This window comes from Neolewinella marina (assembly GCF_002631205.1).
GTDB classification, from domain to species: Bacteria; Bacteroidota; Bacteroidia; order Chitinophagales; family Saprospiraceae; genus Neolewinella; species Neolewinella marina.
The window spans coordinates 1296442-1323301 of record NZ_PDLO01000001.1 but is presented as its reverse complement, the minus strand read 5'-3'; the positions used below and the strand labels follow the sequence as shown (position 1 = coordinate 1323301).

General features: G+C 62.8%; 27 protein-coding genes. All 27 read left to right on the top strand.

Annotated features, from left to right (window positions below):
* Positions 1-91 precede the first annotated feature (91 nt).
* The 27 genes from CGL56_RS05420 (at position 92) to CGL56_RS05290 (ending at position 26694) form a co-directional block, all read left to right on the top strand.
* The gene (locus CGL56_RS05420; protein WP_099105450.1) at positions 92-568 is read left to right on the top strand and encodes a YybH family protein; all 477 of its coding nucleotides are present in this window, start codon (positions 92-94) and stop codon (positions 566-568) included.
* Between the two features lie 111 nt (positions 569-679).
* On the top strand, positions 680-1408 hold the full coding sequence (locus CGL56_RS05415) for a class I SAM-dependent methyltransferase (RefSeq protein WP_099105449.1): 729 nt from the start codon (positions 680-682) through the stop codon (positions 1406-1408).
* Entirely contained in the window at positions 1408-2469 is a 1062-nt protein-coding gene (locus tag CGL56_RS05410; protein WP_099105448.1) for an AIR synthase family protein, read from the top strand. The genes CGL56_RS05415 and CGL56_RS05410 overlap by 1 nt, the downstream gene beginning before the upstream one ends.
* Positions 2466-3101, top strand: a complete 636-nt coding sequence (locus CGL56_RS05405) for a thiamine phosphate synthase (RefSeq protein ID WP_167641465.1) — start codon at positions 2466-2468, stop codon at positions 3099-3101. Before CGL56_RS05410 ends, CGL56_RS05405 begins: the two co-directional genes overlap by 4 nt.
* A gap of 4 nt (positions 3102-3105) precedes the next feature.
* Positions 3106-3393: a Trm112 family protein gene (locus CGL56_RS05400; RefSeq protein WP_099105446.1), complete on the top strand. Its 288-nt coding sequence runs from the start codon at positions 3106-3108 to the stop codon at positions 3391-3393.
* Between the two features lie 63 nt (positions 3394-3456).
* Positions 3457-4332, top strand: coding sequence for an alpha/beta hydrolase (locus tag CGL56_RS05395; RefSeq protein ID WP_167641466.1), 876 nt, complete (start codon positions 3457-3459; stop codon positions 4330-4332).
* Positions 4333-4389: 57 nt separating this feature from the next.
* Positions 4390-4596, top strand: coding sequence for a GDCCVxC domain-containing (seleno)protein (locus CGL56_RS05390; protein ID WP_099105444.1), 207 nt, complete (start codon positions 4390-4392; stop codon positions 4594-4596).
* Positions 4597-4673: 77 nt separating this feature from the next.
* Positions 4674-5393, top strand: a complete 720-nt coding sequence (locus tag CGL56_RS05385; RefSeq protein WP_099105443.1) for a 3-ketoacyl-ACP reductase — start codon at positions 4674-4676, stop codon at positions 5391-5393.
* Between the two features lie 141 nt (positions 5394-5534).
* The gene (locus tag CGL56_RS05380) at positions 5535-6017 is read left to right on the top strand and encodes a GNAT family N-acetyltransferase (RefSeq protein ID WP_099105442.1); all 483 of its coding nucleotides are present in this window, start codon (positions 5535-5537) and stop codon (positions 6015-6017) included.
* 107 nt (positions 6018-6124) lie between these two features.
* A complete protein-coding gene (locus CGL56_RS05375; protein ID WP_099105441.1) occupies positions 6125-7801 on the top strand; it encodes a tetratricopeptide repeat protein in 1677 nt (558 codons plus the stop codon).
* An 80-nt stretch (positions 7802-7881) separates the two neighbouring features.
* On the top strand, positions 7882-8274 hold the full coding sequence (gloA2, locus tag CGL56_RS05370) for an SMU1112c/YaeR family gloxylase I-like metalloprotein (protein WP_099105440.1): 393 nt from the start codon (positions 7882-7884) through the stop codon (positions 8272-8274).
* 137 nt (positions 8275-8411) lie between these two features.
* Positions 8412-10955: a GNAT family N-acetyltransferase gene (locus CGL56_RS05365; protein ID WP_143470621.1), complete on the top strand. Its 2544-nt coding sequence runs from the start codon at positions 8412-8414 to the stop codon at positions 10953-10955.
* Positions 10956-11268: 313 nt separating this feature from the next.
* Positions 11269-12795, top strand: coding sequence for a sulfatase-like hydrolase/transferase (locus tag CGL56_RS05360; RefSeq protein ID WP_099105438.1), 1527 nt, complete (start codon positions 11269-11271; stop codon positions 12793-12795).
* A 58-nt stretch (positions 12796-12853) separates the two neighbouring features.
* Positions 12854-14464 carry a sulfatase family protein gene (locus CGL56_RS05355; protein ID WP_209280241.1) on the top strand — a complete coding sequence of 537 codons (1611 nt, stop codon included), beginning with the start codon at positions 12854-12856 and terminating at the stop codon, positions 14462-14464.
* Positions 14465-14519: 55 nt separating this feature from the next.
* Positions 14520-15581: an SMP-30/gluconolactonase/LRE family protein gene (locus CGL56_RS05350; RefSeq protein ID WP_099105437.1), complete on the top strand. Its 1062-nt coding sequence runs from the start codon at positions 14520-14522 to the stop codon at positions 15579-15581.
* Positions 15582-15799: 218 nt separating this feature from the next.
* On the top strand, positions 15800-16357 hold the full coding sequence (locus CGL56_RS05345; protein ID WP_099105436.1) for a heme NO-binding domain-containing protein: 558 nt from the start codon (positions 15800-15802) through the stop codon (positions 16355-16357).
* Positions 16347-17150, top strand: coding sequence for a sensor histidine kinase (locus CGL56_RS05340; protein ID WP_099105435.1), 804 nt, complete (start codon positions 16347-16349; stop codon positions 17148-17150). Before CGL56_RS05345 ends, CGL56_RS05340 begins: the two co-directional genes overlap by 11 nt.
* Positions 17147-17578, top strand: a complete 432-nt coding sequence (locus tag CGL56_RS05335; RefSeq protein WP_099105434.1) for a response regulator — start codon at positions 17147-17149, stop codon at positions 17576-17578. The genes CGL56_RS05340 and CGL56_RS05335 overlap by 4 nt, the downstream gene beginning before the upstream one ends.
* A gap of 100 nt (positions 17579-17678) precedes the next feature.
* Positions 17679-19106 carry a bifunctional metallophosphatase/5'-nucleotidase gene (locus tag CGL56_RS05330; RefSeq protein WP_099105433.1) on the top strand — a complete coding sequence of 476 codons (1428 nt, stop codon included), beginning with the start codon at positions 17679-17681 and terminating at the stop codon, positions 19104-19106.
* A 110-nt stretch (positions 19107-19216) separates the two neighbouring features.
* Positions 19217-19669: a DUF2243 domain-containing protein gene (locus CGL56_RS05325; protein WP_099105432.1), complete on the top strand. Its 453-nt coding sequence runs from the start codon at positions 19217-19219 to the stop codon at positions 19667-19669.
* Entirely contained in the window at positions 19666-20430 is a 765-nt protein-coding gene (locus CGL56_RS05320) for a cytochrome c oxidase assembly protein (protein ID WP_099105431.1), read from the top strand. Before CGL56_RS05325 ends, CGL56_RS05320 begins: the two co-directional genes overlap by 4 nt.
* Before the next feature lie 158 nt (positions 20431-20588).
* Positions 20589-20900, top strand: a complete 312-nt coding sequence (locus CGL56_RS05315; protein WP_099105430.1) for an EthD family reductase — start codon at positions 20589-20591, stop codon at positions 20898-20900.
* Positions 20901-20947: 47 nt separating this feature from the next.
* Positions 20948-21859, top strand: coding sequence for a PLP-dependent cysteine synthase family protein (locus tag CGL56_RS05310; RefSeq protein ID WP_099105429.1), 912 nt, complete (start codon positions 20948-20950; stop codon positions 21857-21859).
* A 109-nt stretch (positions 21860-21968) separates the two neighbouring features.
* Positions 21969-22424 (top strand): cupin domain-containing protein, encoded by a 456-nt coding sequence (locus tag CGL56_RS05305; protein ID WP_099105428.1) that lies wholly within the window; start codon positions 21969-21971, stop codon positions 22422-22424.
* Positions 22425-22486: 62 nt separating this feature from the next.
* Positions 22487-24247 (top strand): discoidin domain-containing protein, encoded by a 1761-nt coding sequence (locus CGL56_RS05300; RefSeq protein WP_099105427.1) that lies wholly within the window; start codon positions 22487-22489, stop codon positions 24245-24247.
* A 185-nt stretch (positions 24248-24432) separates the two neighbouring features.
* Entirely contained in the window at positions 24433-25116 is a 684-nt protein-coding gene (locus CGL56_RS05295) for a hypothetical protein (protein WP_099105426.1), read from the top strand.
* A gap of 171 nt (positions 25117-25287) precedes the next feature.
* A complete protein-coding gene (locus CGL56_RS05290; protein WP_099105425.1) occupies positions 25288-26694 on the top strand; it encodes an alpha/beta hydrolase-fold protein in 1407 nt (468 codons plus the stop codon).
* The last annotated feature ends 166 nt before the right edge of the window (positions 26695-26860 follow it).

The following is a 26860-nucleotide window of genomic DNA, read 5'->3' as shown; positions in this document are numbered from 1 at the left end:
GCGGCTGGTGGAAAGGCACTTGGGATTTGACGCTTGACGCGCATCCACCAACCCCCGTATTTTAAGTGAGGTAACCGAAATCGTACCCACTATGAAATATCCAACCTTTCCCAAACTGTTGCTGCTCGCCGGCTGCCTGCTTGCCCTGGGCTGCGGCGAGGAACCCGTAGACCGGGAGGCCGAAGCCGAGCGGCTGATGCAGGCAAGTCGCGACTGGTCCGCCGCCGCCCAGGCCCGCGACGTAGAGAAAACCCTGGACTACTGGGCCGAAGACGCGGTGGTGATCACGGCCGGGCAACCCGAGTTGCGGGGGCGGCAGGCCATTCGCGGCATGATCGAGGGCTCCTTCGCGGACCCGAACTTCGCCATCAGCTGGGAGCCCGTCAGTGCCGAGGTTTCAGAAAGCGGCGACCTGGGGTACCTGATCGAGGATTCCCGGATGACTATGGCGGACTCGACGGGTAGTCCACTGGAACAGGAATTCCGTTCGGTGACGATTTGGAAAAGACAAGCGGACGGCTCCTGGAAAAACGTCGTCGACGTGATGAGCCCGCTGGGGGAGGGATAGCGGATCGTAAATCCGCCTCCGGCTGGATTCGCCCTTTCCCCGGCACCTGCGCGCCGCGCCCTTATATTCGAGCTATCGTAATTTGACCACTACCCCAAGACACCGGACCCGATGAAAGAGATTACGGACAGACCGTCCTTCGAACTGACCCCCGGGGGTGAGCTGCGCAACTGGCAGGGCAGGAAGGAATGGTTCTTCAACCGCGACGACACCGACCACTACGAGCAGTACTACGAAGGCCCCTACAAGCGGCAGGAGGTGTGGCAGAAGCGCACCCTGGAACAACTGATCAAGAAGGATGCCCGGGTGAAAACCCTGCTGGAATTCGGCTGCGGCACCACCCGTTTCACCCGCTGGTGGCACGAGATCGGCATCGAGGCCACGGGGGGCGACATCTCCCCCTTCATGCTGGCCCAGGGGCGGCAGCTCTTCGGCGGCGACCTGGTGATGGCCGACTCCCACCACATGCCCTTCAAGGACCACACCTTCGACGCCCTGGCCTTCGTGACCACCTTCGAGTACTACCAGAATCCCGTGCAGGTAATCCGGGAGGCGGTACGGGTGGGCAAATACGGGATCGTCTTCGGGATGATGAACCGCAACACCCCCAAGCTGATCCGGCGCAAGGTGCAGCAGGCCATCGGCCGGAACAACTACTACGTAACGGCCACCTTCTACACCCCGAAGACGCTGCAGGCCCTGATCCGGGAGGCCCTGCCCGACCGGGACTACACCATCAGCTGGAACGCCACGGGACTGCCCAAGTGGTTCCCCACCCAACAGTGGCGGGTGCCCATCGGCGATTTCTTCGGCCTCCACGTGAAACTGAACGACGTCTGATGGGAGCCTTTGAGGACCAAACCGGGAAGGTGAGCGCCCGGGTGTTCAAGGAAGACCTGCTGCCCCGCTGCGGCGCGCCAAGGCCGGAGGTGATCCAGGGGCCTTCCTTTGGCGTGGACACCAGCGTGATCGACCTGGGCAACGGCCTGGCCCTGGCGGTATCGAGCGATCCGCTTTCGCTGATTCCTTCGCTGGGACTGGAGGTCTCCGCCTGGCTGTCGGTCCACCTGCTGGCCAACGACATGAGCACCACGGGCTTCCCGCCGCAGTACGCCCAGTTCGTCCTGAACCTGCCCGCGAGCCTGTCGCGGGCCGACTTCAACGCGTACTGGGGCTTCGTGGACCACCTGTGCAAAGTCCACGGCATTGCCATTACGGGCGGGCACACTGGGCAGTCCGGCGGCCAGGAGTCGACCCTCGCCGGTGGCGGCACCATGTTCCTGACCGCCCCGCGCGGCAGCATCCTGACCAGCAACGGTGCCCGGGCGGGGGACGCCATCGTGGTCACCAAATCGGCCGCCCTCTCCTCCACTTCGTTACTGGCGATGGCCTTTCCGGAAACGGTGAAGGACCGGGCCGGCGTGGAGGTGCAGCAAAAGGCCGCCGAGAACTTCTGGAAGCTGTCGGTGCTGGAGGAAAGCAGGATCGCCGCGGCCACCCTGACCGCCAACCTGGACCTGCACGGCATACACGACGTCACCGAAGGCGGGGTGCTGGGGGCGCTGGACGAAATGGCGCAGGCGGCGGGATTGGGCTTTGCGGTCAACCCGGCGCTGATCCCGGTGGAGCCGGAAGCACGGGCCGTGGCCGAAGTGTTCGGCATCGATCCCTTGTTTGCCGTGGGCGCGGGGTCCATGCTCATCGCCGTGGCCCCCGCGGCGGAAGCTAGCCTGCGCGGCGCCCTGTCTGCGGCGGGGATTCCGGCAACCACTATCGGCCACTTTACCGAAGCGGCGGACAAAACCCTCCTCGCCGACGGTCGCCGGCAAGCGTTCGCGTTCGACGGCAAGGACCCCTACTGGGCGGCATTTTACCAGGCATACGCAGCGGGATGGAAATGAAACGACCCCACGGCGTCTACCTGGTAGTCGATCCCAAAAGGGATTGGCCGGAACTGCTCCGCCAGCTGACCCGGGCCCTGGAGGGCGGACTGGGCCTGGTGCAAGTCTGGAACCACTGGGCGGAAGGGATCTCCCGGAAGCAAAAGCTCGATTTCCTGGGGGAGGTTGCCGCCCGCTGTGGCGAGTACGGGGTGCCGGTGCTCATGCACGAAGACTGGGCGCTGGCCCGCGAGGCGGGCTTGCAAGGAGTACACTTTGACGAAATCCCCGCGGACCCGGCGGCGATCCGCATGGCCCTGGAAGGAAGCATGATCGGGGTGACGGTCGGCAATGACCTGGAAAAAATAGAACGGGCGGGGGAGCTGGGCGTGGACTACATCAGTTTCTGCGCGGTATTCCCTTCGTCCTCCGTGGGGAGTTGCGAGATCGTGCGCCCCGAAAACATCCGGGCCGCCCGGGGCGTCACCGATGTGCCCATCTTCCTGTCGGGCGGTATCCGGCCTGGTAATCTGTCGCGGCTGGCGGGGCTGGACTTCGACGGGGTGGCGGTGATCTCGGGCATCCTGGACGCGGCGGACCCGGCCGCGGCGGTAGCCGCCTACCGCGGTGCCCTCCTAGAACTGAAAAACTGAATCCATGCAAAAGAATCTCCTTGACAAGCTATGCTGCCCCTTCGACAAGGGCGACCTGAACGCCCACATCTTCCGGGAAAATGACAACGGGGATATCCTGGAGGGGCTGCTGACCTGTCCGGCCTGTCGGCGCTATTACCCCATCATATACAGCATCCCGATCATGTCGCCGGACGAATACCGGGAACGGCAACTGGAACTGCCCATCCTGGAGCGCTGGGGACTGAAGGTGGACACTCACAGCCCGTCCTTCGTGCTGGAGGCGGGCAGCGCGCAGAAACTGCTGGGCTGAGTGCCTCACATCCCCTAGCTTTAGGGTAAACGGGTAATGATGCACTACGGAATACCTTGCTGGATGGTCGCCGCCGCCATCCTCCTTTCTTCCTGCGCGACGCGCCTGTCTTCCTTGTCCGACCAGTCTGCCAGCCAGGTCGCAGCATCCTATACCGTGCACCGAGACGTGGCCTACGGGGCGGATCCCGAGCAGGTGATGGACATCTACCTTTCCGAAAGCGCGGCCTTGTACGGCAAACCCAACTACACCATCGTATTCCTGCACGGCGGGGCGTATTACCTGAGCGACAAGGCCAAGGAGGAAAAGTACATCGAGCCCTACCTGCGCAAGGGGCTCAACGTCGTCAACCTGAACTACCGCCTGAAACGCGGCATCGCCACCGCGACGAGCGATCTGCCCCTCGCCCTGAACTTCCTCCAGCACCAGGCTGACGCCTATCCCCTGGAACTCGACCGGGTGATCGTGACCGGATTCTCCGCCGGAGCCCAGATCGCCACCAACGTGGGACTGTCCCGGAACGATCCTTCCTATCCCGACCGGCTGGACGAGGGTATCAAGATCGTCGGCATCATCAATTTTTCCGGGCCGGTGGACCAGCTGGACGTCATCGAGCGGATTTTCGTTGACCATGAATACGAGTTGTTCAGCGCGGCCGGGAAATCCCTGTTCCCCGGGGATGGCTACGCCGATCCCGGGGCGGTGGCCGTGTACGAGCCGGTCAACTACTTCGACCGCCGGGACCCGCCTGTCTTTCTCTGGCACGGGGGACTGGACGATCAGATCCCGCCGGATACCTTTCGGGCCTTCACGGAGAAGTTCCGGGCCGGCAGGGACGTGCTGCGGTACGTACCGCAGGGCAAGCACAGTCCTACGGACAAGGAACTCGCGGCCGCCTACGCGGAGATTTTCGCCTTTCTGGATGATCTGCGGCGGTGAAGGGGAGAACCCTTTTCGCTACGGCCGCCTTTACGGGTAGAAGACAAAGCTGAAAAGATGGAAGTAGTCACCCGGTCGATCATTACCTGTCCGGTCTGCGGGCATCAGCAGGAGGAAGAAATGCCAACGGACGCCTGCCAGTATTTCTACGAATGTGAAAGCTGCAAAACGCTGCTGAAGCCCAAGCCGGGAGATTGCTGCGTATTCTGCAGTTACGGCACCGCCCCCTGCCCGCCCGTGCAGGAGGACCGGCGCTGCTGCTAATCGTCTTCCGGCACCCGCGCGCCGCCGCACCGGAAACCGGGCCCTGACTACCTTAGCCCCGCAACAAGTAAACGACCATGGAAGCACTGAAAGGAAAGAAAGCGATCATCACCGGCGGCAGCCGCGGGCTCGGCAAGGCCACGGCCCTGGCCTTTGCCCGAGAAGGCATCGACGTGGCCATCACCGGCCGCAGCGAGCAACAGCTGAAGGACACGGTGGACGAACTGAAAGCACACGGCGTGGACGCGACCTACGCGGCCTTCGACGTGATCGACTACGAGAGCGTGAAAATGGGCATCGGGAAGATCACCGACCACTTCGGTGCGGTGGACATCCTGGTGAACAACGCCGGCATCGCGGCCTTCGGTACCGTGCTGGAAATGGAGGCAGAGCAGTGGGCGCGTATCGTGCAGACCAACCTGCTGGGGATGTACTACGTAACCCGCGAAGTGCTGCCCCAGCTGGTGGAGAAGAACCAGGGCGACATCTTCAACGTGGCCTCCACCGCGGGGCTCAACGGCAACGCGAAGACCTCGGCGTACTCGGCCTCGAAGTTCGGCGTGATCGGCTTCTCGGAATCCCTCATGAAGGAGGTGCGCAAGCACAACATCCGCGTGACTACCCTGACGCCGAGCACCATCGCCTCGGATATGTCGGTGGAGCTGGGCATCGCCGACCGCGATAGCGCCGACCGCGTACTGCAGCCCGAGGACTTCGCGGAGCTCATCGTGGCCGGCCTGAAGCTGCCCCGCCGGGCGATGCTGCAGGGGGCCTCGCTGTGGTCTACCAATCCGTAAGGGAGGAGCACAACATCTCAAAGGAACACTGCCGCCGGAGCGACTGTGGTTCGCCCTGGACGACGGGAGCGTGGTGGAGTTCGACGGAGAAGCCTTCCAGAGAATATTTTAGCGGCCGACTATTCCCTAACCCCTCCTCACATGCACCTCCGCGAAGCCACCCCGGCGGATCACGACGCCGTCTGGGACATTTTCCATGCCGTCATCCGGACTGGCGACACCTACGTCTATCCCCCCGATACCCCCAGGGCCGACCTGCAGCGGTACTGGTTCGCCGACTATATGCACACCTTCGTGGTGGAAGCGGAAGGGGAGGTGGTGGGCACCTACATCATCAAGGCGAACCAGCCCGGCCTGGGCGACCACGTGGCGAACTGCAGCTACATGGTCGGTGAGCGGGCCCGGGGCCGCGGCGTGGGCAAGCTGATGTGCGAGCACTCCATTGAGTTCGCCCGCCGCAGTGGCTACCGCGCCATCCAGTTCAATATCGTGGTGAGCACCAACGTGGCGGCGGTGAAGCTGTGGCAGCAGTTCGGCTTCCGCATCATCGGCACGACGTCGCAGGGCTTCCGCCACGCTACCCGGGGGCTGGTGGACACCTACATCATGTACAGGGAGCTGTGAGTGGGTCTGCGGCGCGCGGGTGCCGGGAAGGGTGGAAAATCCACTGAAAACCCGTAAATTATAGGTTTACAGCCCTCCGTGGGGGGGCTTGGTCAACCTGGGGTCCGATGGCACACCACACCGGTATTTACGCTGTCCTGATTTTTCTGTTGCTCGGCCTGGCCGGCTGCCGGGACCAGCCCGAAGAGGTAGCGGACGAGCCAACCGCGCTGGACCTGCGGCAGGGGGAACTCATCCTGTGCAGCGGACAGGCGTTCGGGGAGGTACAGTCCGGATTCTCCTGCCGGCCGGCGGTCCGGGAATCCTTTGACCTGGCCATGGCCCTGCTCCACTCCTTTGAGTACGACGAAGCCGAGAAGGCCTTCGGACGGGTCATCGCGGAGGACCCCGAATGTGCCATGGCCTACTGGGGCGCGGCCATGAGCCTTTACCACGCCCTGTGGGCTCCACCGGGGGAAGCGGAACTGGAAAAGGGGGCCAGAATCCTGGCCGCGGCCCGCGAGTTGCCGGCCACCGCGCGGGAGCGGGACTACCTGGAGGCCGTCGGGTGGTACTTCCGCGACTGGGAGACGATCGACGCCAAAACCCGGGCGCGGGACATGTCGGCCAAGATGCGCGAGATCCACGAGCGATATCCGGAGGACACCGAAGCGGCCATCTTCTACGCCCTGACCCTGAACGCCACCGCGGACCCAAGCGACAAGAGTTACCGCAACCAGCGGGAGGCCGGCCGGATCCTCGAGGCCCTCTTTCCCGACCAGCCGAACCACCCCGGCATCGCCCACTACATCATTCACAACTATGACAACCCGGTGCTGGCGGAAAAGGCCCTCCCGACGGCCCGGAAATACGCCGACATTGCACCGGCCTCGGCCCACGCCCAGCACATGCCATCCCACATCTTCACCCGCCTGGGTCTGTGGGAGGAATCCATCGCCGCCAACCTCCGGTCGACCGAAGCGGCCGTGTGCTACGCGGAGGGGGCGGGCCTGGAGGGGCACTGGGATGAGGAACTGCACGGTATGGATTACCTGGTCTACGCCTATCTGCAGCGAGGGGACAATCGCCACGCGGAACAGCAAAACGAGTACCTGAATACCTTCACTAAGCTGTCTCCCGTAAACTTCAAGGGGGCCTACACCCTGGCGGCCATTCCGGCGCGTATTGCGCTGGAGAACCGGGACTGGCCCGCCGCGGCCGGGCTGGAGCTTTCCACCATGGACTTCCCCTGGGCGGACTACCCCTGGCAACGGGCTATCCTTCACTTTAGCCGGGCCCTGGGGGCAATTCACCTGGGGGAGAGGGAAGCGGCCGAAAGGGAAATCGCGACCCTGGATTCCCTGCACACGCGGCTGGCTGCCCTGGATGACCCATACCAGATGAATCAGGTAATGATCCAGATCAAATCGGCGCAGGCCTGGCTAGGTCTGGCCCGCGGGCAGCGAGCCGAGGCCCTCGCCCTGATGGAGGAAGCCGCGACGATGGAGGACAACACCGCCAAACACCCCGTCACCCCCGGGGAGGTACTGCCCGCCCGCGAACTGCTGGGCGATATGCTGCGGGTGCTGGGCCGCCCGGCGGACGCGCTGCGCGCCTATGAGGGCAGTCTGGCCACCCACCCGAACCGGTTCAACGGGTTGTACGGCGCCGCCACCGCCGCGGACCGGCTGGGCGACCACGACAAGGCCCGGCGATACTTCGCCCAGCTGGTCAGCCAGACTGCGGGTACCGATAACCAACGGCCGGAAATCCGGGAGGCGGAGGCTTTCCTGGGCCGGCGCTGAAAAGTGGGCACGGCGGGCCGGGTGTGCGGGTAAGCCGTACATTTCGTCGCCGCACGTGCAGCAACCACTAAACCCGGAACATGCAACCCGACCGCCTCCACCACATCGCCATCATCTGCTCCGACTACGGGCGCTCCAAACGCTTCTACACCGAGGTGATGGGACTGGAGATCCTGAGCGAAGTCTACCGCGAGGAAAGGCAGTCCTACAAGCTGGACCTCGCCCTGGGCGGGCAATACCTCATCGAGCTGTTTTCCTTCCCCGACCCGCCCGCCCGGCCCACGCGGCCCGAGGCCCGGGGCTTGCGGCACCTGGCCTTCGGGGTGAAGGACCTGGACCAATGGGTGGACTACCTGAACCAGCGGGAGGTGGATACGGAGCCGATCCGGGTGGATGAGTTTACGGACCGCCGCTTCACCTTCCTGAACGACCCGGACGGCCTGCCCCTCGAGCTGTACGAAGTGGAGGCTTAGCTCCTGCCGGCGCGGCCGCGGGTGCCGGGGTAAAGCCGTTGGGCCCCGCGAATTTGCGGCATTTCAATGCGGGAAAAGGCTTAGCTTACTTACCGAGTGGCAGGTAAGTGCCCGCCTGCCGGCAAAATGGGCTGCCCATGGTAAAGTCTGGTCCCGTCCTGCACTGGATACTCAGCGCCGCCGACCTGGAGGCCCGGGCGGCCCTGGTCGATCAGTTCTTCGCGCTATACGCCCACGAGGACAACTTCCCCGACGAGAACGAACGGGAGGAGCCCCGCTACATCCTGCAGCGCATCCGGGAGGGGTCCGACAAGCCGCACACCCACCTGATCGCCTACACCATCGACGGCCGGGTGCGGGCGGGGGCCATCTTCGAGTATTACCCGCTCAGCGCCTGCTGTATGCTTACCTACCTGTTCGTCGACAAAAAGGCGCGCGACCGGGGGATCGCCCGGCAGCTGATCGAAACCGACCGGGAAAGGGGTATTCCGGGACTGGTCGCTCATCTCCGCGAACAGGGGCGGCCCGTCCGGGCGGTGTTCTTCGAGACCAACAACCCCTTCCTGACCCCCGAGGGGACGGACTCGATGGCCCCCGCCGACCGGCTCACCGCCTTCTACAAGCTCGGGGCCAAGCGGGTGGACATCGACTACGTACAGCCCCCGCTGGACCGGGAAAAGGCCCCGGTAACCAACCTCTACCTCTGCACCTTTCCGCGGCTGAGCGGCGACGTATTCCTGCTCAGCATCAACACCCTGCTGTGCTTCCTGGTGGAGTTCTACCACAGCCTGGAGGCCCTGGAGGGCGACTTGCCCCGCGAACTGGAAAGGGCCCGCGACTGGACGCCGGGCACCGCCCCCGGTTTCGCGACGGCGGCCATCGAGCGGATGTACGAAAGCCTGCTGCGCAACGACTACGCCGCCGCCGGGGTCACCTACCTGAAGCAACTGCCCCGGCGGGAAAGGCCGCAACTGGTGTTCGGGCGGGCTTCCGTTTGTCTGGAGATCCTGGTGGATGAATCCTACTACCGGATAGGGGTGCGGCAGGGGGGCGCGGCGGGTTACCTGCCCCTGTCGGGGGGCAGCGGGGATCCCGACCCGCTGTCGGCCCACCAGCAGAACGACCGCTTCTGCGTGGTGACCCACTCCTTCGAGACCGACCTGCTGTCGTATGCCTACCAGTCCGCACCGCCCTTCTATACCCGCTGCTTCAACTTTCCGGGTTTCCGGGAGGTGATCGTGCGGTTCCCCCAGACCCTCGCTTTCGTATCCGAGGGGCGGCAGGAAATGCTCTACGTGTTGGCGGACGGGGAGCAGCAGCGGCACGCCACGGTGAGGACGGTGCCCCGGCGCGGGGGCGGGGGCGAGATCATTCACGCGGTGGTGAAGGAGATCCGGCTGAAGGTATTCCTGAACTACACCTACTTCTTCAACAGCGAGATCCGCATCTGGCACCTCGTGTTTTCCGCCCTGGAGGACACCGGGATCGACGAGATCGACCTGATCAAGCTGATGAAATTCTTCAGCGGCTCCCAGGAGAGCAAGACGGAAGCGGAGAAGGTGAGGGAACTCGGCAAGATCAAGTTCGTCATCCCCGGCCGGGAGGATCGGGAGCTGGACGTCATCCAGCTGTTCGAGGAGATGTCCGGCCTCCGTTACGCCAGGCGAGAAGATTACGTAGGGGAGGCTGACCTGCCGGACAAACCCTCCATCCACGCCATCCGCACCGGGGTGGTGGGCATCGATACCGATTACTGCCGCTTCACCGCCGTGGGGGAGGGCGATGAGCAGGACCGGATCCGGGAGGTGCTGGCCCAGCTCTTCGAGAACCTGCGCAGCAATGAGGAAGGGAAGAAGGTGAGCTCGGCAGACGTGCAGCGGCAGTACGCGCGGAACAAGCACGCCGAATACGTCTTTGAAGCCTTCTGCGGCATCACCCTGGGGATCTTCGACTACGACCGTATGGGCTTTGAGGAAGTAAGCGATACCCTGGTCCCCCGCAGCGCCACCGAAAGTTCCTTCCTGACGATTAACCGGGGGGTACTGTCCTCCTTCGGCTACGGCGACAGCGTGTTTGCGGCCTCCGTCAATACGATCGGCATCAACCCCTACCTGCAGATCCCGAGTGCCGTACTGGCCCACAACGAATACGTGGTGAATGATGCCTTCGCCAGGAGCCGGGCGGTGCTGGAGGAGGTGATGGGCGACGAGAGCGTGGTCGACATCCGCAAGCTGGAAGCCAGCCGCAAGCAGATCCGCCAACTGCTGAACATCGACTTCCTGCCGAACGTGTTCCAGTATCCGACGGAGCAGGACCTCTTCGAGTACGGGCTCGTCCACCGCGGCATCCTGGAAAGGCGCAAGCGTACCCAGGCCAACCTGGAACAGATCGACCACCTCATCGAGGAGAGCAACGCCAGCCTCGACCACCGCTACCAGTTCTGGGTGAACGTATTGCTGATGGTGATCTCCATCTTTCAGATCTACGAGGTGGTCACCAGCCTGATCACCGAGATCGGCGGGCCCCGGCTGAGCACCTTCCCCGTGCTGATGAAGCTGACGGTGCTGCTGGTACTCATCGCCATCTGCGTGTACATCGCCCACCGGCTGTACCGGAATTCTTCGGTAGATTCCGGCAAGCGGTTTATCCTGCGGAGCCGTCCTGCCGGGCCAACACCGTGATCAAACTGCGCTGAATGAAAAGTATCTCGCTCCTCTTCCTCCTGGCACTGGCGACTTGCCAGGCACCCGCTGCCGAGCCGGAAGCGGATGCCAGCTGCTGGATAGGGGATGCCTGGTGCGGGCTTAGGGATCGGCTGCAACGATAAACGGGAGTCCTGATCTCCCCGAATAACACCGTGCTAACGGTCCGTACAGTCGGTTGGCGGCCGGAAAAGCGGCGGCAAAGCGCGGGTGCCGGTCCCGCAGCAGAATATTAACTTCGGGCTACCCCCGGCAGAACCCCCTGCCCGCACCCTGAAAGAATTACCCCCCGATGAATTTCCTCCCCCTTGCGCTTCGGCTTTCGGATTACTGCTTCCGGCTGCCCGGCCTGATGTTGCTGGCCACGGTGGTCGCCGTGGGCTGCCGTACGACCGCTGAAAGTTCCCCGCCGGCCGAGCGGCCGAACGTGCTGATCCTGTTCACCGACGACCAGCGGTACACCGCGGTGGGCGCCCAAGGCATCGAGGAGGTGGCCACGCCGGCCACGGATGGACTGATGGCCGAGGGTACCTCCTTTACCAATTCCTACATCCTGGGCGCGCCCCACGGGGCCGTCTGCTCGCCCAGCCGGGCCATGCTGATGACGGGCCGCCATTACTTCAACCTGGAGCTGGGGGTGTACGCGGCCTTCGCCGTGGCCGACAGCCTGCGGGGAGAATCCCGCTACCTCACCTTTCCCGAGTACTTCAAGGCCAACGGCTACCGCACCTTTGCTACCGGCAAGCAGCACAACGGCAGGCAGTGGATCGAGCGCGGCTTCGAGGAGGGCAGGGCACTCTTTCTGGGGGGCATGACCACCCACTTCGGTACGCGGGTGGCGGACTTTGCTCCGGGCAGCGGGTGGTCCGAGCCGTACGCCGACGAGGACAAGTTCTCCAGTGAAGTATTCGCCGACGCCGCGGTGGATTTCCTGCAGCGGGATACCTCCGACGACGCCCCCTTCCTGATGTACGTGGCCTTCACCGCCCCCCACGACCCCCGCACCGCTCCGGAAGCCTACCACGACAGCTACCCGGCCGCGGAAACGGAGCTGCCGGTCAACTTCCTGGAAGGCCACCCTTTCCCCATCGCCGACATGAAGATCCGCGACGAAAAGCTGGCGGCCTTCCCCCGCCGCCGGGAAGAGGTGCAGCAGCACCTGGCCGACTACTACGCCATGATCACGGCCACGGACGCCCAGATCCAGCGGGTGCTGGACGCCCTGGAAGCTTCCGGTCAGGCGGACAATACCATCGTCGTATTCTCCAGCGACAACGGGCTGGCCGTCGGCCAGCACGGACTGCTGGGCAAGCAGAGCGTCTATGAGCACAGCGTAAAGGTGCCCCTCGTCTTCCGCGGGCCGGGCATCCCCGAGAACCACCGGGTGGACGCCCTGGCCTACCTCCACGACGTCTTCCCCACGCTGTGTGAACTGATCGGCCTGCCGGTACCCGAATCCGTCCAAACCGAAAGCCTGGCGCCCGTACTGAAACAGCAGGAAGCGGAGGTAAGGGAGTCCATGCACTACGGCTACAATGCCGGCCCCAACGACCAGCGGATCGACCAGCGGGGCGCCCACCGGGCCGTGCGCCAGGGCGACTACAAGCTCATCGTCAGCAGCAAGGACGGGGTGGTCACCCACCAGCTCTTCAACCTGGCGGAGGACCCCTGGGAGATGGATGACCTCAGCGGGAACGCCGAGCTCGAGCAGAAAAAAGCCGAACTGCTGGCCGAACTGAAAAGCCTCATCGAACAGACCGGTGACCCGGCCGAACTGGACCAGGACATGTTCGGCCTCTTCGCGACGGCCAACCAGTGAAGCAAGTGAGAGAAATACTCCGGTCCGCACCCATTCAATAACCCAGATTTTCCGAGCCTTGAACACCAGCCTTTCCCTTTCCCACGTATTCACCCGCCTCTTAGCCTTTTTGCTGCTGGGGGCGGTCTGGCTGTGCTCCACCGACCTCTACGGCCAGGACCGCGAGCGACCGAACATCCTCTTCATCATGTCCGACGACCACACGGCCCAGGCCTGGGGCATCTACGGGGGCATTCTGGAGGACCTGGCCCACACCCCGAACATCAGGCGGCTGGCCGCGGAGGGTACCGTGCTGGAGAATTGCCTGGTGTCGAACTCCATCTGTACGCCGAGCCGCGCGACCATCCTGACCGGGCAGTACAGCCACGTCAACGGCGTGACCACCCTGGGGGCGGGGCTGTCGCCCGCGTACAACAACATTGCCAAGGAGCTGCAGCGCGGGGGCTACCAGACCTCGGTCATCGGCAAGTGGCACCTGAAGCAGGAGCCCGCGGGCTTCGACTACTACTGCGTATTGCCCGGGCAGGGTGAATACTGGAACCCGGTGATGAAGACGGCGGACAACTGGGAGGACTACTACGGCGGCGGGCGGCCGTACCAGGGATTCAGCTCGGACATCATCGCCGATATGACCATCGACTGGATCGAGCAGCGCGACACCACCCGGCCCTTCCTGGCCATGACCCATTTCAAGGCGACCCACGAGCCCTTCGACTATCCGGAACGGTTCAGCCACCTGTACCGCGACGTGGACCTGCCGGTGCCCGCCACCCTCTACGACCGCGGGCCGGAGACCACCGGGCGCTCGTTCGTGGGACAGTCCATCGACAACCTGACGAAGCGTTACCTGGCGGCCACCGCCGACTCCTCCCTCCGCAAGGATTTCATGAACTACCCCGAACTGCCCTTCTCGGTGGCGGGGCTGACGGCCGACGAAGCCCGGATGAAGACCTACCAGAAGTACGTCAAGGACTTCCTGCGCTGCGGCGCGGCCGCGGACGACAACATCGGCAAGCTGCTGGATTACCTGGAGGAATCGGGCCTGGCGGAAAACACCGTGGTGATCTACACCGCCGACCAGGGCTACTTCCTCGGGGAGCACGGCTGGTTCGACAAGCGGCTCATCTTCGAGGAGTCCATCCACATGCCCTTCGTGATCCGCTTCCCCGGTGAGGTACGGGCGGGCGCCCGCAACCGCGACCTGATCGAGAACGTCGACTTCTCGGCCCTCTTCGCCGACTACGCCGGCGTCGATTATCCCGCTGACATGCAGGGCCGCAGCTTCCGGGAAAACCTGCAGGGCAACACCCCGGACGACTGGCGGGAGTACTCCTACTACCGCTACTGGGACCACTCCCGCGACCGCCCCGGCCACTTCGGTATCCGGGGGCAACGCTACAAGCTGGCCTTCTTCTACGGCAACGGCCTGGCCGTAAACGAATACGCCCCCGGTGAGGCACCCACCAAATACTGGGACTTCTACGACCTGGAAGAAGACCCCCACGAGCTGCGCAACGCCTACGAAGACCCCCGTTACCGGGACATCATCGCCCAAATGAAGGAGGAAATCCTGTCCCTGCGCGAAGTACTGGGCGACACGGACGACGACAACCCGGAAATCCGGGAAATCATCCGCGAGCACTGGAACGACGGAAGCGGGAAGCGGTAATCTCCGGTGCGCCCATCCGTCGGTAGTGATCGGCGATAAGCGGTTATCTTCCCGTATGCGCACCTTCCTTCGAATAGCCCTTGCCGTCGTGGCCGCTTTGCTGTTGTTCTTCGGGTATACGCTGGTTTCCACCGGTTACTTCCGGTCCATCGAGCCGGAGTTTGACGGCCGGGTACTGGATTCGGTGGCCCTGGCGGGGGCGGAGGACATCACGATCGCCCGGGCGGACAGCTTCGCCATCGTCTCCGCTACCGACCGCCGCGGCTTTCCCGCGCCGCCGCAGGAACCTGGTGGGCTTTATTTGATCGACCTGGGCACCCGCGATTTCGCGCCCGTTCCCCTGACGACTGCCTTTACCAGGCCCTTCGCGCCCCACGGGATTTCCCTGTTCAAAACGGAGGGCGGTTACCGGCTCATGGCCATCAACCACGCCGGCGGTCGGCACAGCATCGAGGTATTTAGCGTGCAGGACCGAAAGCTCCGTCATCTCCGCACCCTCACCCATCCCTCGATGGTGAGCCCCAACGACTTGGTGATGGTGGGGGAGGATCGCTTTTACTTCACCAACGACCACGGATTTGCCGGCGGGGTAGGGAAGACGGTGGAGGACTTCGCCGGTCTGCCGCTTTCGACGGTGGTGTACTACGACGGGGAAGACTACCGGGAGGTGGCGGGGGGAATTGCCTACGCCAACGGAATCGCCTACGACCCCCGCCGGGAGCTGCTCTACGTGGCGGCCCTGCGGCGCTTCTCGGTAAAGGTCTACTCGGTCGGGAAAGACGGCTCCCTTTCCCACATCGAGGATATACCCTGCGGCACGGGAGTCGATAACATTGAACTGGATGAGGCGGGTAACCTCTGGATCGGCGCCCACCCCAACCTGTTGAGATTCATCGCCTACGCCAAGGGGAAAAGGGACATTGCTCCCTCGGAGGTCATCCGGGTCGAATACCGCAAGCCGGGCGACTTCACGGTGGAGCGGCTGTACCTGGAGGATGGCAGGGGGATGTCCGGTTCCAGCGTCGCGGTGCCCTGGGGCAACCTGCTGTTGGTGGGCAATGTCATGGACGAGAAGTTCCTGGTCCTGGAAAGGAACCTGCCCGCGTCACCCCGGTAGTCCGTGAACGCTTGGAATCCCGTGGTCAAAGCCGTATCATGCTAACGCGGGAGCCGGAACCTAAGGAAATGGGGAAAAACCGGTTACCTTCGCCCCCGTCCCTGGCCGTCATCCCGCGGCGGACCGGGTACGAATCTGAGCTGATGAAATTTGCGGGGAATATTTGTCCACGACAACGTTTTGACGAGGCGAATTTACCTGCGCGCTAACCGGTCCCGATGAAAGGAATATTGTTTAATATTTTAGAGTATTTCCTTGTAGACAGGATGGGTGAAGACCGGATGGAGCACCTCGTTGCCTCCAGCGGATTGTCGACCCGGGAGCCCTTCGTAGCCCCCGGCACCTACCCGGACGAGGACTTCCTGAAGATCGTCACCCATGCCGCCCCCGAACTGGGCTGCTCCCACCCGGAGTTCATGCGCCAACTGGGGCATTTCGCGTTCTTCAAGCTGGCGGAGCGCTATCCGGTGTTCGTCACTCCCTACGACCATCCCAAGGAATTCCTGAAGACCATCGAGAAGGTCGTCCACGTGGAGGTCAAGAAGCTGTACACCGATACCTACCTGCCCACCTTCGTGTACGCGGAGCCGTCGGAGGAGGAGTTGATCATCACCTACTACTCCAAGCGGAAGCTTTACCACATGATGGAGGGGCTGATCGCGGGCGTCGCCGACTATTTCAACTATACCATCGAACAGTCTCACAACATCTACACCAAGGACGGCGTCGAATTCTGCGACTTCCACCTAAACTTCGCTGCCGGGAATGGAAAGTGAAGCGGAAAAGGTAGAGCGGTACCGGAAGAAGCTGGAACTGGCCGAACGCAAGGTGAGGATACTGGAGGATATGATCGAGGACCGCACCCGGGAGCTCCACCTGAAGAAGGAAGAAAACCTGGAGCTGGAGCTGTTTGCCTACCTGACCTCCCACGACCTGCAGGAGCCCTTGCGGACCATCATCAGTTTCGTGGAGATCCTCGAGGAGGACTACCAGGACAATTTCGAGGGGGAGGCGCGCATGGCCCTGAACTACATCCGCGAAGGTGCCGACCGGATGTCGCTGCTGATCAAAAGCCTGCTGCAGTACTCCAAGGTCGGTAAGAACCGCACCAGGCGGATGGTGAATACCAACAAGGTGCTGAATGAGATCCTCAGTGGCCTGCAGAAATCCATCCAGGAAACCGGGGCCCAGATCGTCTATTCGTCGCTGCCCCGGGTGAACGTCTACGAAATCGAGTGGACGCAGCTGTTCCAGAACCTGATCCATAACGCCATCAAATTCCGCCGGCCGGGGGTGGCGCCCAGGATACGGATAGGGGTGACGGAAGGGGAGGAGGAGTATACCTTCTTCGTGGAAGACAACGGCATCGGGGTGGAAGAGCGGTTCAAGGAGAAGATCTTCGTGATCTTCCAGCGGCTGCACAGCAACGAGCAGTACCCCGGCACGGGCATCGGATTGGCGAATTGCAAGAAGATCGTCGAACTCCACGGTGGGAAGATCTGGTTAGAGTCAGAGGTAGGGGTCGGCAGTACCTTCTACTTCACGATCAACAAAAGCCTCGCCACATGACCACGGAACACGAGTTGCTGTCGGTTCTGCTCGTTGAGGACAACCCGGCCAACGTGTTCCTCCAGAAGCGAATCATTACCAAGCTGGGGTGCGCCGGGGAAATCACCGTGGCCACCACCGGCCTGGAAGCCTTCGAAATGGTGAAGGATTGGCGGGACGCTCCCGACCGCCTGCCGGACCTCATCTTCCTGGACATCAACCTGCCCGCCATGAACGGCTGGGAGTTTATGGACCATTACAACGACCTGGAAATTCCCGCCGAACTGCGCCCCGTAGTGTTGATCCTGACGTATTCCGAATACAGCAAGGACCGGAAGCGGGCCAAAAAGACCCCGGGGGTGATGGGCTTCTACAACAAACCCCTCACCGTGCCCCTGCTGGAGTCGATCCTGCAGCGATACTTTCCGGAACTGGCGGCCGGTAGTTGATCTGGTCGGATGCGTCCCGGCGGGCTATTGCCAACGTCCCTAACATTGCGGCAGAAGATGGAGTTGTGGTAGCAGTTTACCCTCTACAGCCCACAATGCCATGAAGATCGACTTGCTCTACCTGAACGACGTGCACGGGTATCTGGAGCCCCACCCGGAAGTGTTTTACGGAAAGAATGGTCCTTACACGGAAGTGGTCGGCGGGTACGCCCGCCTGGCTGGCCTGATAGAGCAGGTCAGGGCCGGGAATCCCCATACCCTGCTCTTCGACGGTGGGGATACGTTGCACGGTACCCTGCCCGTGGTCGAATCGGAAGGGGAGGCGCTGCTGCCCATCCTGAATGCGCTGGCGTTTGACGCCATGGTGGGCCACTGGGACTTCGGCTACGGTCCCGGGCAGTTGCAGCAGTTGGCGGAGCGGCTGGATTACCCCGTCCTCGGCATCAACGTCTACCAGGAGGATGGTAGCCTGTTCCTGACGCCCTATATGCACCGGCAGGTCGGGGAGGTGAAGGTGGCCGTGATCGGAATTTGCTCCCATATTATCGACAAGACGATGCCGGCGCGCTTCAGCGAGGGACTGAAGGTGACGAGCGGGGCGGAGGAGTTGCCCGCCTACGTCAGGCAGGTCCGCGGGGAAGGGGCGGATATCGTCATTCTTCTTTCACACAACGGGTTTCCCCAGGATGTCCACTTGCTGAAGCAGACGGAGGGCATCGACGTATGCCTCAGTGCCCATACCCACAACCGCCTCTACCGGAGCGTGCGGGTGAACGACACCATCGTCATCCAGTGCGGCTGCCACGGTTCCTTTCTGGGGCACCTGCAGCTGGACATTGAGGGCGGGGCGGTCCGGGATCACAGGTATACCCTGGTGAAGGTCGAAGAGCAGCTAACCCCCGACGCGGCGGTGGAAGCCCTGGTGGCCACGGCGGTGCAGCCGTACCAGTCGCTCAAGGAAACCGTAGTGGGAGAAACGAAGGTACTGCTGCACCGCTACAGCACCCTGAATGCCTCCATGGACAACCTCCTGCTGGCCTCCGTGCGCTACGCTACCGACACCGGGATCGCTCTCTCCAACGGGTGGCGGTACGGGGCCCCGATTCCGGCCGGAAAGATCACCGCCTGGGACCTGTACAATATCGTCCCGATGAACCCTCCCGTGTCCACGGTGGAACTCAGCGGTCGGGAGATCCGGGACCTGCTGGAGGAAAACCTCGAGCGGACCTTCTCCTGCGACCCCCTGCAGCAGATGGGCGGCTACGTCAAGCGGTGCTCCGGCCTGCGGGTGAACCTGCGGATTGAAAACCCGCGCGGGCAGCGAATTCAGGAAATCTACTGCGGCGACGACCACCTGGAGATGGATCGCTACTACAAGGTAGCCTTCGTGACTTCCCAGGGAGTGCCTCCGGGGGTGGGTCAGAAGCGCCAGGAACTGAAGGTCACCGCCGTGGAGGCCATGACCGAATACCTGAAAGAGCACTCGCCCTATACCGATGCCGGGAAGGACTGCTTTCATCTGGTGTAGGGGGGCGTCGCCGCGCGCGGGTGCCGGGCCACCAAAAAAAAAGCCGGGGCCGGGAGCCGATCATCGGGAATGCCTTTTTTGTTCCTGACTGAAGAGCAACGCTTGTTGTCATGCGGACCAATTACAAAAATCGGGAGCCGACGCGTTCCATTCGGGCGGCGGCCCTCATCGGAGTGGGTGTCATGGCCGCCGTGGACGAGATCATCTTTCACCAGGTGCTGGCGTGGCACCACTTCTACGACGGTGCCACCCCCCAGATCGCTCTCCTGAGCGATGGTTTTCTCCACGCGGCGGAGTTGGTCGCCCTCGTAGCCGGCTTTTTCCTGTTGCTCGATCTGCGCCGCAGCGACACCCTGGATACCGGCCGGGCCTGGGCGGGCTTCTTCCTCGGACTCGGGGGCTTCCAGCTGTTCGACGGGATCGTGGACCACAAGGTCCTGCGGTTACACCAGATCCGCTACGTGGAAAACCTGCTTCCCTACGACATCGCCTGGAACGCCGCGGGCCTGATCCTGCTGGCGATCGGCTGGGTGCTGCTGCGTCGCAATAGAATGGAAGGATGAGCGCTTGGTTGCCCCTGGTCCTGGTCTTGCTTTTGGCGCTGGGATATGGCTATGGGCTTTACCGGCTGAGGGATCGCAAGCGGTCCGACGGATGGCGGGCGGCCAGCTTCCTCCTGGGACTCGTCCTGGTCGGAACGGCCCTGCTGCCGGAGGTGGCCCGATGGGCGCACCACGACCTGCGCGGTCATATGGTGCAGCACCTGTTGATCGGGATGTTTGCGCCACTTTTTCTGGTGCTGGGGCAGCCAGTAACCCTGGCGCTGCGGGCCCTGCCGGTGCGGCTGGCCCGCAGGGTTACCGCGGTATTTCGGTATCGCGGGGTGGCCCTGCTGACGCATCCGGTTACGGCTCTGCTGCTGAACATCGGCGGGATGTACCTGCTGTATCTCACCCCGCTGTACGCGTTCGTAGTGCACGCGCCCCACCTGCACCATCTCCTCCATTTCCATTTCCTCGCGGCCGGCTATCTCTTTACCTGGTCCGTGATCGGGGAGGATCCGGTGCCCCGCCGGCCGCGCCTGCGCCTGAGGGTTATCGTACTCTTCCTCAGCGTGGCCCTCCATGCAACGCTCAGCAAGGTCATGTATGCCTACCTCTACCCCCGGGGCGGGATCCACTCCGCGGAGGAAATCCGCGCGGCGGCCAAGCTGATGTACTACTGGGGCGATCTGTCGGAGCTGCTGCTCATCATCGCTGTATTTGCGCTGTGGTACCGCAAGCGCGGGCGGCCGCACTACGACCTGTCGCCGTTGTTGCCGTGAGGTGAGCACATACATCTCCCGTTCGGCACTATATTGCTTTACTTCCGGCGGTGGAACAGCATCCCGATACCTGCAAAAGACCATACCCTGCCTGCGGGAAGGGAATACGGGAAAGCCGAAAACCGACCAGGGTTGGCTCTAACACAACACATTGCAGTATGGTAGAATTAATAGTCCTGTATCCCCAACCGAAGGACGTCGACCGCTTCGAGGAGGACTACGATCGGCACTTGGAAGTACTTCACGAGAAGACGGGCATCCCCGCGGGGGAAAAGCCCTATACCGTGACCCGCTTCCTTCCCGGCCCGGACGGCGATCCTCCATACTACCAGATGTTTGCCATGCCGTTTCCGTCCACGGAGGCCCTACAAGCGACCATGGCTTCTTCGGGAATGCAGGAAGTCGCCGCGGACGCCAACCGGATTTCGACCGGCGGGGCGCCGACCATCCTGGTTGGAGCAGCGCGGTAGGCCCGTGCAGCCCCACCGGACGAAGCGCTAAGTACACAAAACAATAGATGAAAGGAATTGGAAATACCCCCCTGATCAGGCTCAGTCGGTTGACGACGCCGGATATGGCGGAGGTTTACGTCAAGTTCGAAGGGGCCAACCTCACCGGGAGTATGAAAGACCGGATGGCGCTGTCCATGATCGAAGGGGCGGAAAGGCGGGGCGAGCTGAGAGAAGGGATGACCGTGGTGGAGTACACCGGTGGCAGCACGGGCAGCTCACTGGCCATGGTCTGCGCCCGGAAGGGCTACCGGGCCCACTTCGTTTCCTCCGACGGGTTTGCCCGGGAAAAACTGCAGACGATGCGGGCCTTCGGGGCGACCCTGGAACTCATTCCCGCGGAAAATGGCAAGCTGACCGCTGAAGTCATCAACCGGATGATCAAAAGGGCCAAGGAGCTGATCCAGGAACCCAACACGTTCTGGACCGACCAGATCAACAACCCGGACAACAAGCTGGGCTACCACCAGATGGCCCGCGAGATCATTGAGGAGATAGGAACAGGGATCGATGAATTCGTCATGGCCACCGGCGGAGGAGGATGTATATCCGGAAACGCAGAAATATTGAAGGAGAGGTATCCGGAACTGAAAGTCATCGCAGTAGAGCCACTGCACGTCCGGAACATTTCCGGGGGAGAGACCGGCGGAACGCATAAACTGGAAGGGATCGGACTCTCCTTCGTCCCTTCCATCTTGCGAAAAGACCTGATCGATGACGTGATGGCGGTGTCGGACGAAGCGGCCTACCGGACCGCGCGCAACCTCGCCCAACAGGAGGGCATCATCGGTGGTGCCACCTCCGGGGCCAACGTGTGGGCGGCCCTGGAACGGGCGAAAATACTGGGACCCGGAAAGCGTGTGGTGACCGTGGTGTGCGATACGGGATTGAAATACCTGCAGGGAGATTTGTATACTTGAAGGCCGGTGCCGGCAACAGTCCTCGATCAGGCGCACCGTTTTACGCGCCGCAGATACTGAAAGGAATCGAATTGGGGGCGGATATTCCTCACCCAACTGCTCACTTTAGATGCACCCCGTTCACACCAGCTACCAACAGGCGGACACCCTCAAGTTTCCCGGCGCCATTACCCTCAAGTTCCTGCTGTCCGGGGAGCAAACTGATGGGCAACTTGCCATCTTCGAGGACATCGTGGAACCCGGAGTCGGTCCGGGAAGGCATATTCACCACGAGCAGGATGAAACCTTTTTCTTTCTGGAAGGACAGTTCATCGCCGAAGTCGCAGGGGAGCGATTTGAGTTTTCGCCGGGAGACGTGGCCTTCATCCCGCGTGGGACCGTCCATGCCTTCAAGAACATCGGGGATACGCCCGGCCGCTTGCGGTACATCTTCTCACCGGCCCTGTCCATTGAAGCCATGTTCCGCGCCTTTTTCGCCGCCCACGAAGCCGGAACACTGTCGATGGAATCCATGGCGGACATTTCTCTCCTACACGGGCAGGAGTTCGTGGGGCCGCCGCTGTAGGTAAACCAGACTACGAGCCCCGGTATCTGACATAATCTGCGGAAATACCCGAGATTGCCCCCATGCTAAAATTTGCTCTACCCCTGGTCCTGCTCGTGGTTTGTGTGTCGGCCGTATTTGCCCAACAGCGCACCTACTGCAACCCCATCAACATCGACTACGGCTATACCCCCTTCGAGCGGTTTTCGGAGCAGGGGCGCCACCGGGCCACGGCCGATCCGGTCATCGTCAACTTTCGTGATACCCTCTACCTGTTCTCCACCAACCAGGAGGGCTACTGGTACAGCGCCGATATGCTCGACTGGACGTTCGTCTACCGCAAGTTCCTGCTCGACGACAAGTACACCCACGACCTGAACGCCCCGGCGGCCTGGGTGATGGGCGATTCGCTCTACGTCTACGGCTCCACCTGGGAGCTGGACTTCCCCATCTGGAAGAGCGGAAATCCCACCGTCGACGACTGGGAGATCGCCGTGGACACCCTCAACGTGGGAGCCTGGGACCCGGCCTTCCACTACGACGAAGAAGACGACCGCCTCTACCTCTACTGGGGCTCCAGCAACGAGTTTCCCCTGCTGGGTACCGAGATTCGCACCGGGGACCTGCAGACCACCGGCCTCACCCGCCCCATCATGAAGCTGCACCCCGACGACCACGGCTGGGAGCGCTTCGGGGAGTATAACGACAACGTCTTCCTGGCCCCCTTCGTGGAGGGCGCCTGGGTGACCAAACACAACGGCAAGTACTACTTCCAGTACGCGGCCCCCGGCACCGAATTCAGCGGTTACGCCGATGGGGTGCTGGTGAGCGAAAATCCCCTGGGCGGCTTCCGCTACCAGGCCCACAATCCCTTCTCCTACAAGCCGGGCGGCTTCGCGCGGGGAGCCGGCCACGGGGCCACCTTCCAGGACAAGCACGGGCAGTACTGGCACGTATCCACCATCTTCATCTCGGTGAAGAACAACTTCGAGCGGCGGCTCGGCATCTGGCCGGCGGGCTTCGACGCGGACGACGTGATGTACTGCAACACGGCCTTCGGGGATTATCCCACCCTGCTGCCCGGAGCGGCGGAAGGGAAGGACTTCACCGAGGGGCTCTTCGCCGGCTGGATGCTGCTCAACTACCAGAAACCGGTGCAGGTGTCGTCCACCCTGGGCGGCTTTCACCCCAACTTCGCGGTCGATGAGGACATCCGTACCTACTGGAGCGCCGCCACGGGGGAGGCCGGGGAGTGGCTGCAGACCGACCTCGGGGAGGTGTCCACCATCCACGCCATCCAGGTGAACTACGCCGACCAGGACGCGGAGTTCCTGGGCAAGACCCTCGGCAAGAAGCATCAGTACGTCATCCACGGCTCCAACGACGGCCAGGCGTGGGAAGTGGTGGTCGACAAGCGGGAAAACCAGACGGACGTGCCCCACGACTATATCGAACTGCCCGAACCGGTACAGTTTCGCTACCTGAAGCTGGAGAACCACGCCATGCCCACCGGCAAGTTCGCCATCAGTGGCTTCCGCGTCTTCGGACGGGGGGCGGGGGAAAAGCCCGCGCCGGTGGAAGACTTCGTGGTGCTGCGCGCCTCCCGCGAAAAGGATGGCAACCGCCTGGCCTCCTGGATGAAGTGGAGGAACCACCCCGAGGCCGACGGCTACAACATCTACTTCGGCAAGGACCCCGATAAGCTCTACGGCAGCATCATGGTCTACGGCGACAACAACTACTACTTCACCGGCATGGACAAGGCCGATACCTACTACTTCCAGATCGAGGCCTTCAACGAGAACGGCATTTCGGAGCGCTCGGAAGTAAGGAAGGTGGAGTAGGGGCTTTCCTACCGTTAGCCGGAACCTGCGCGCCGCGCCCCCGCATGCAGGTACGGCTCGTAAGCGGGTGCCATGAGCAGTGACAAAAAATCCCTAGCTTCAGGGGGGATTCCCCGTGCTCCCAGCCAACTAAGGCTGCTGCAGGGCGAGTCCCCACACTATACCACGCTCAAACTTTTCGTGCCATGAAGCCTGTGCTCTATTCCTTCTTTCTCCTCCTGCCCCTCTACGCCTGTAATTCGGAACCGGCTCCCGAGGAAGTCGCCCCCGCGCCCCAAATCGAGGATGCCGGCGCGGAATTCCGGACCGAGGAAGCGGACCACGGTGAGCTGTCGGAAATCGACACCGACGAGGCCCGCATCGCCACCGCCGTACTGGCCGCCCCGGAGGCGAGCCGGGCGGGCGCCAAGGTGATCGGCTACAACGCGGCCGGGGAGTTCGTCACCCTGCGGGAGGGCACCAATGAATTCATCTGTCTGGCCGACGATCCCAACCAGGACGGCTTCAGCGCGGCCTGCTATCACAAGGACCTGGAGCCCTTCATGGCCCGCGGCCGCGAACTCAAGGCCGAAGGAAAGAGCGCCCAGGAGATCTTCGCCATGCGGGAGGACGAGGTGAAGTCGAAAAAACTCTCCATGGGCCCCGCCGGTACGGCCCTGCACATCTACTACGGCCCCGAGGCCCGCTATGACGCCGCCACCGGCAAGGTGCCCGGTGCCCAGTACCGCTACGTGGTATATATGCCGTACGCTACCGCCGCATCTACCGGTCTGCCGGAATCGCCCGTCGCGCCCAACCACCCCTGGATCATGGATCCGGGTACCCACCGGGCGCACATTATGATCTCGCCGCTGGCGGGGGAGGAGTAGGCTCTTTCGGGGGTGAACGGTCCTTCCACTCGCCGAGTGGAAGCCACCGATGGAGCAGGAGGATACCACGTATCACTATCTGCGACCTTAATCCGCGCAATCCACGGTACCCAAACCTGAAGCGGCCGCAGGAAGCAAGACGGACCCCGATACTTTCCCTATCCTTGCCCGATGTACCGCACCTTCCTTTCCCTCCTGCTTCTTTGCCTTTGTTCGTGGACGCTGTCGGCCCAGCTGATCCTGCGGATCAGCGAATTGCCAGCCAGTACTCCCGATCCCGTGACCCTCTACGTGGCCGGAAACTTCAACGGCTGGGCACCGGGGAACGCGGACTACCAAATGAAGCAGAACGCCGACGGGAAGTGGGAACTGCGCCTCGACCTGGCGGCCGCCACCTACGAGTACAAGATCACCCGGGGCGACTGGGCCACGGTGGAGGGCACCGCCCAGGGGAATAACCGGCCGAACCGCAGCGTGACCTATGCTGGTGGCGAGCAGGTCGAAGCAATAGCCATCGCCGGCTGGGAAGACGGCGGCGGGGGCGGCGCCCAACCCTCCACGGCGGCGGAGAACGTGACCGTGCTGGACGCGGCCTTCTACATGCCCCAACTGGACCGCCACCGGCGCATCATGCTGTACCTGCCACCCGACTACGCCATCAGCAACCGCCGCTACCCGGTGCTGTACATGCACGACGGACAGAACCTCTTCGACATGGCCACCAGCTTTTCCGGGGAATGGGAAGTCGACGAGACCCTCAACGCCCTCCACGCCGCCGGCGATCCGGGGGTGATCGTCGTGGGCATCGACAATGGGGGCAGCGAGCGCATCAATGAGCTGACGCCCTACGCGAACGCCCGCTACGGGGGCGGGCGGGGCGACGATTACGTGGACTTCATCGTGGAAACCCTTAAGCCCCACGTCGACGCTAACTTCCGGACCCTGGACGGGGCCGAGCATACCGGGATCATGGGATCCAGTCTGGGTGGACTGATCACCCTTTACGCCGCTGCTAAATACCCGCAGGTCTTCGGCCGCGCCGGAGTGTTCTCGCCCAGCCTGTGGTACACCGGCGACATCTACGACTTTGTAGCCGAGGCCGGTCGGCAGGCGCCGCAGCGCTATTACTTCCTGGCCGGCTACGGGGAAAATTCAGCGAGCAACCGCGTCACGGACGACGTAGTGGCCATGGCCCAGCTGCTGAGTGAGGCGGGGTTTTCGGAGGACGAGCTGCGCACCGAACTCCACCAGGACGGACAGCACTCCGAGTGGTACTGGGCGCGGGAGTTCTCGGCCGCCTACCAGTGGCTGTTCGCCGAGATGCCCAGTCAGGTAGCCCGCTTTACGGCGGAGCCGCTGAACCTGTGGCCGGTACCCGCTCGCGATACCCTCCACCTGACGGTGCCCGGCCCCGCACCCACCCACGGTTGGCTCTACGACCAGCATGGCCGGTCGCTGGGGAAGCACCGACTGGAGAGCGACCGACTGAACGTCGGCTCGCTGCCGGCGGGAGTATACTGGCTGCGGCTGCGGTCGGGGAAGCGGCAGTGGGTGGGGCGGTTTGTTAAGGTGGAGTAAGCAGGGACGCTCCCGAAGGCTGACGGGCGAAAAATGTATTTCGGCCAAAGTTTTTATTACGGAAAATTCACACCGTTCACGGCAGTAAAAACCAAACGATCGGGAAGGGGAGGGGGTAACCTGCAAATTCAGTTCGGCTTTCTGCAGGCTGGTGAGGCAGCTTCCC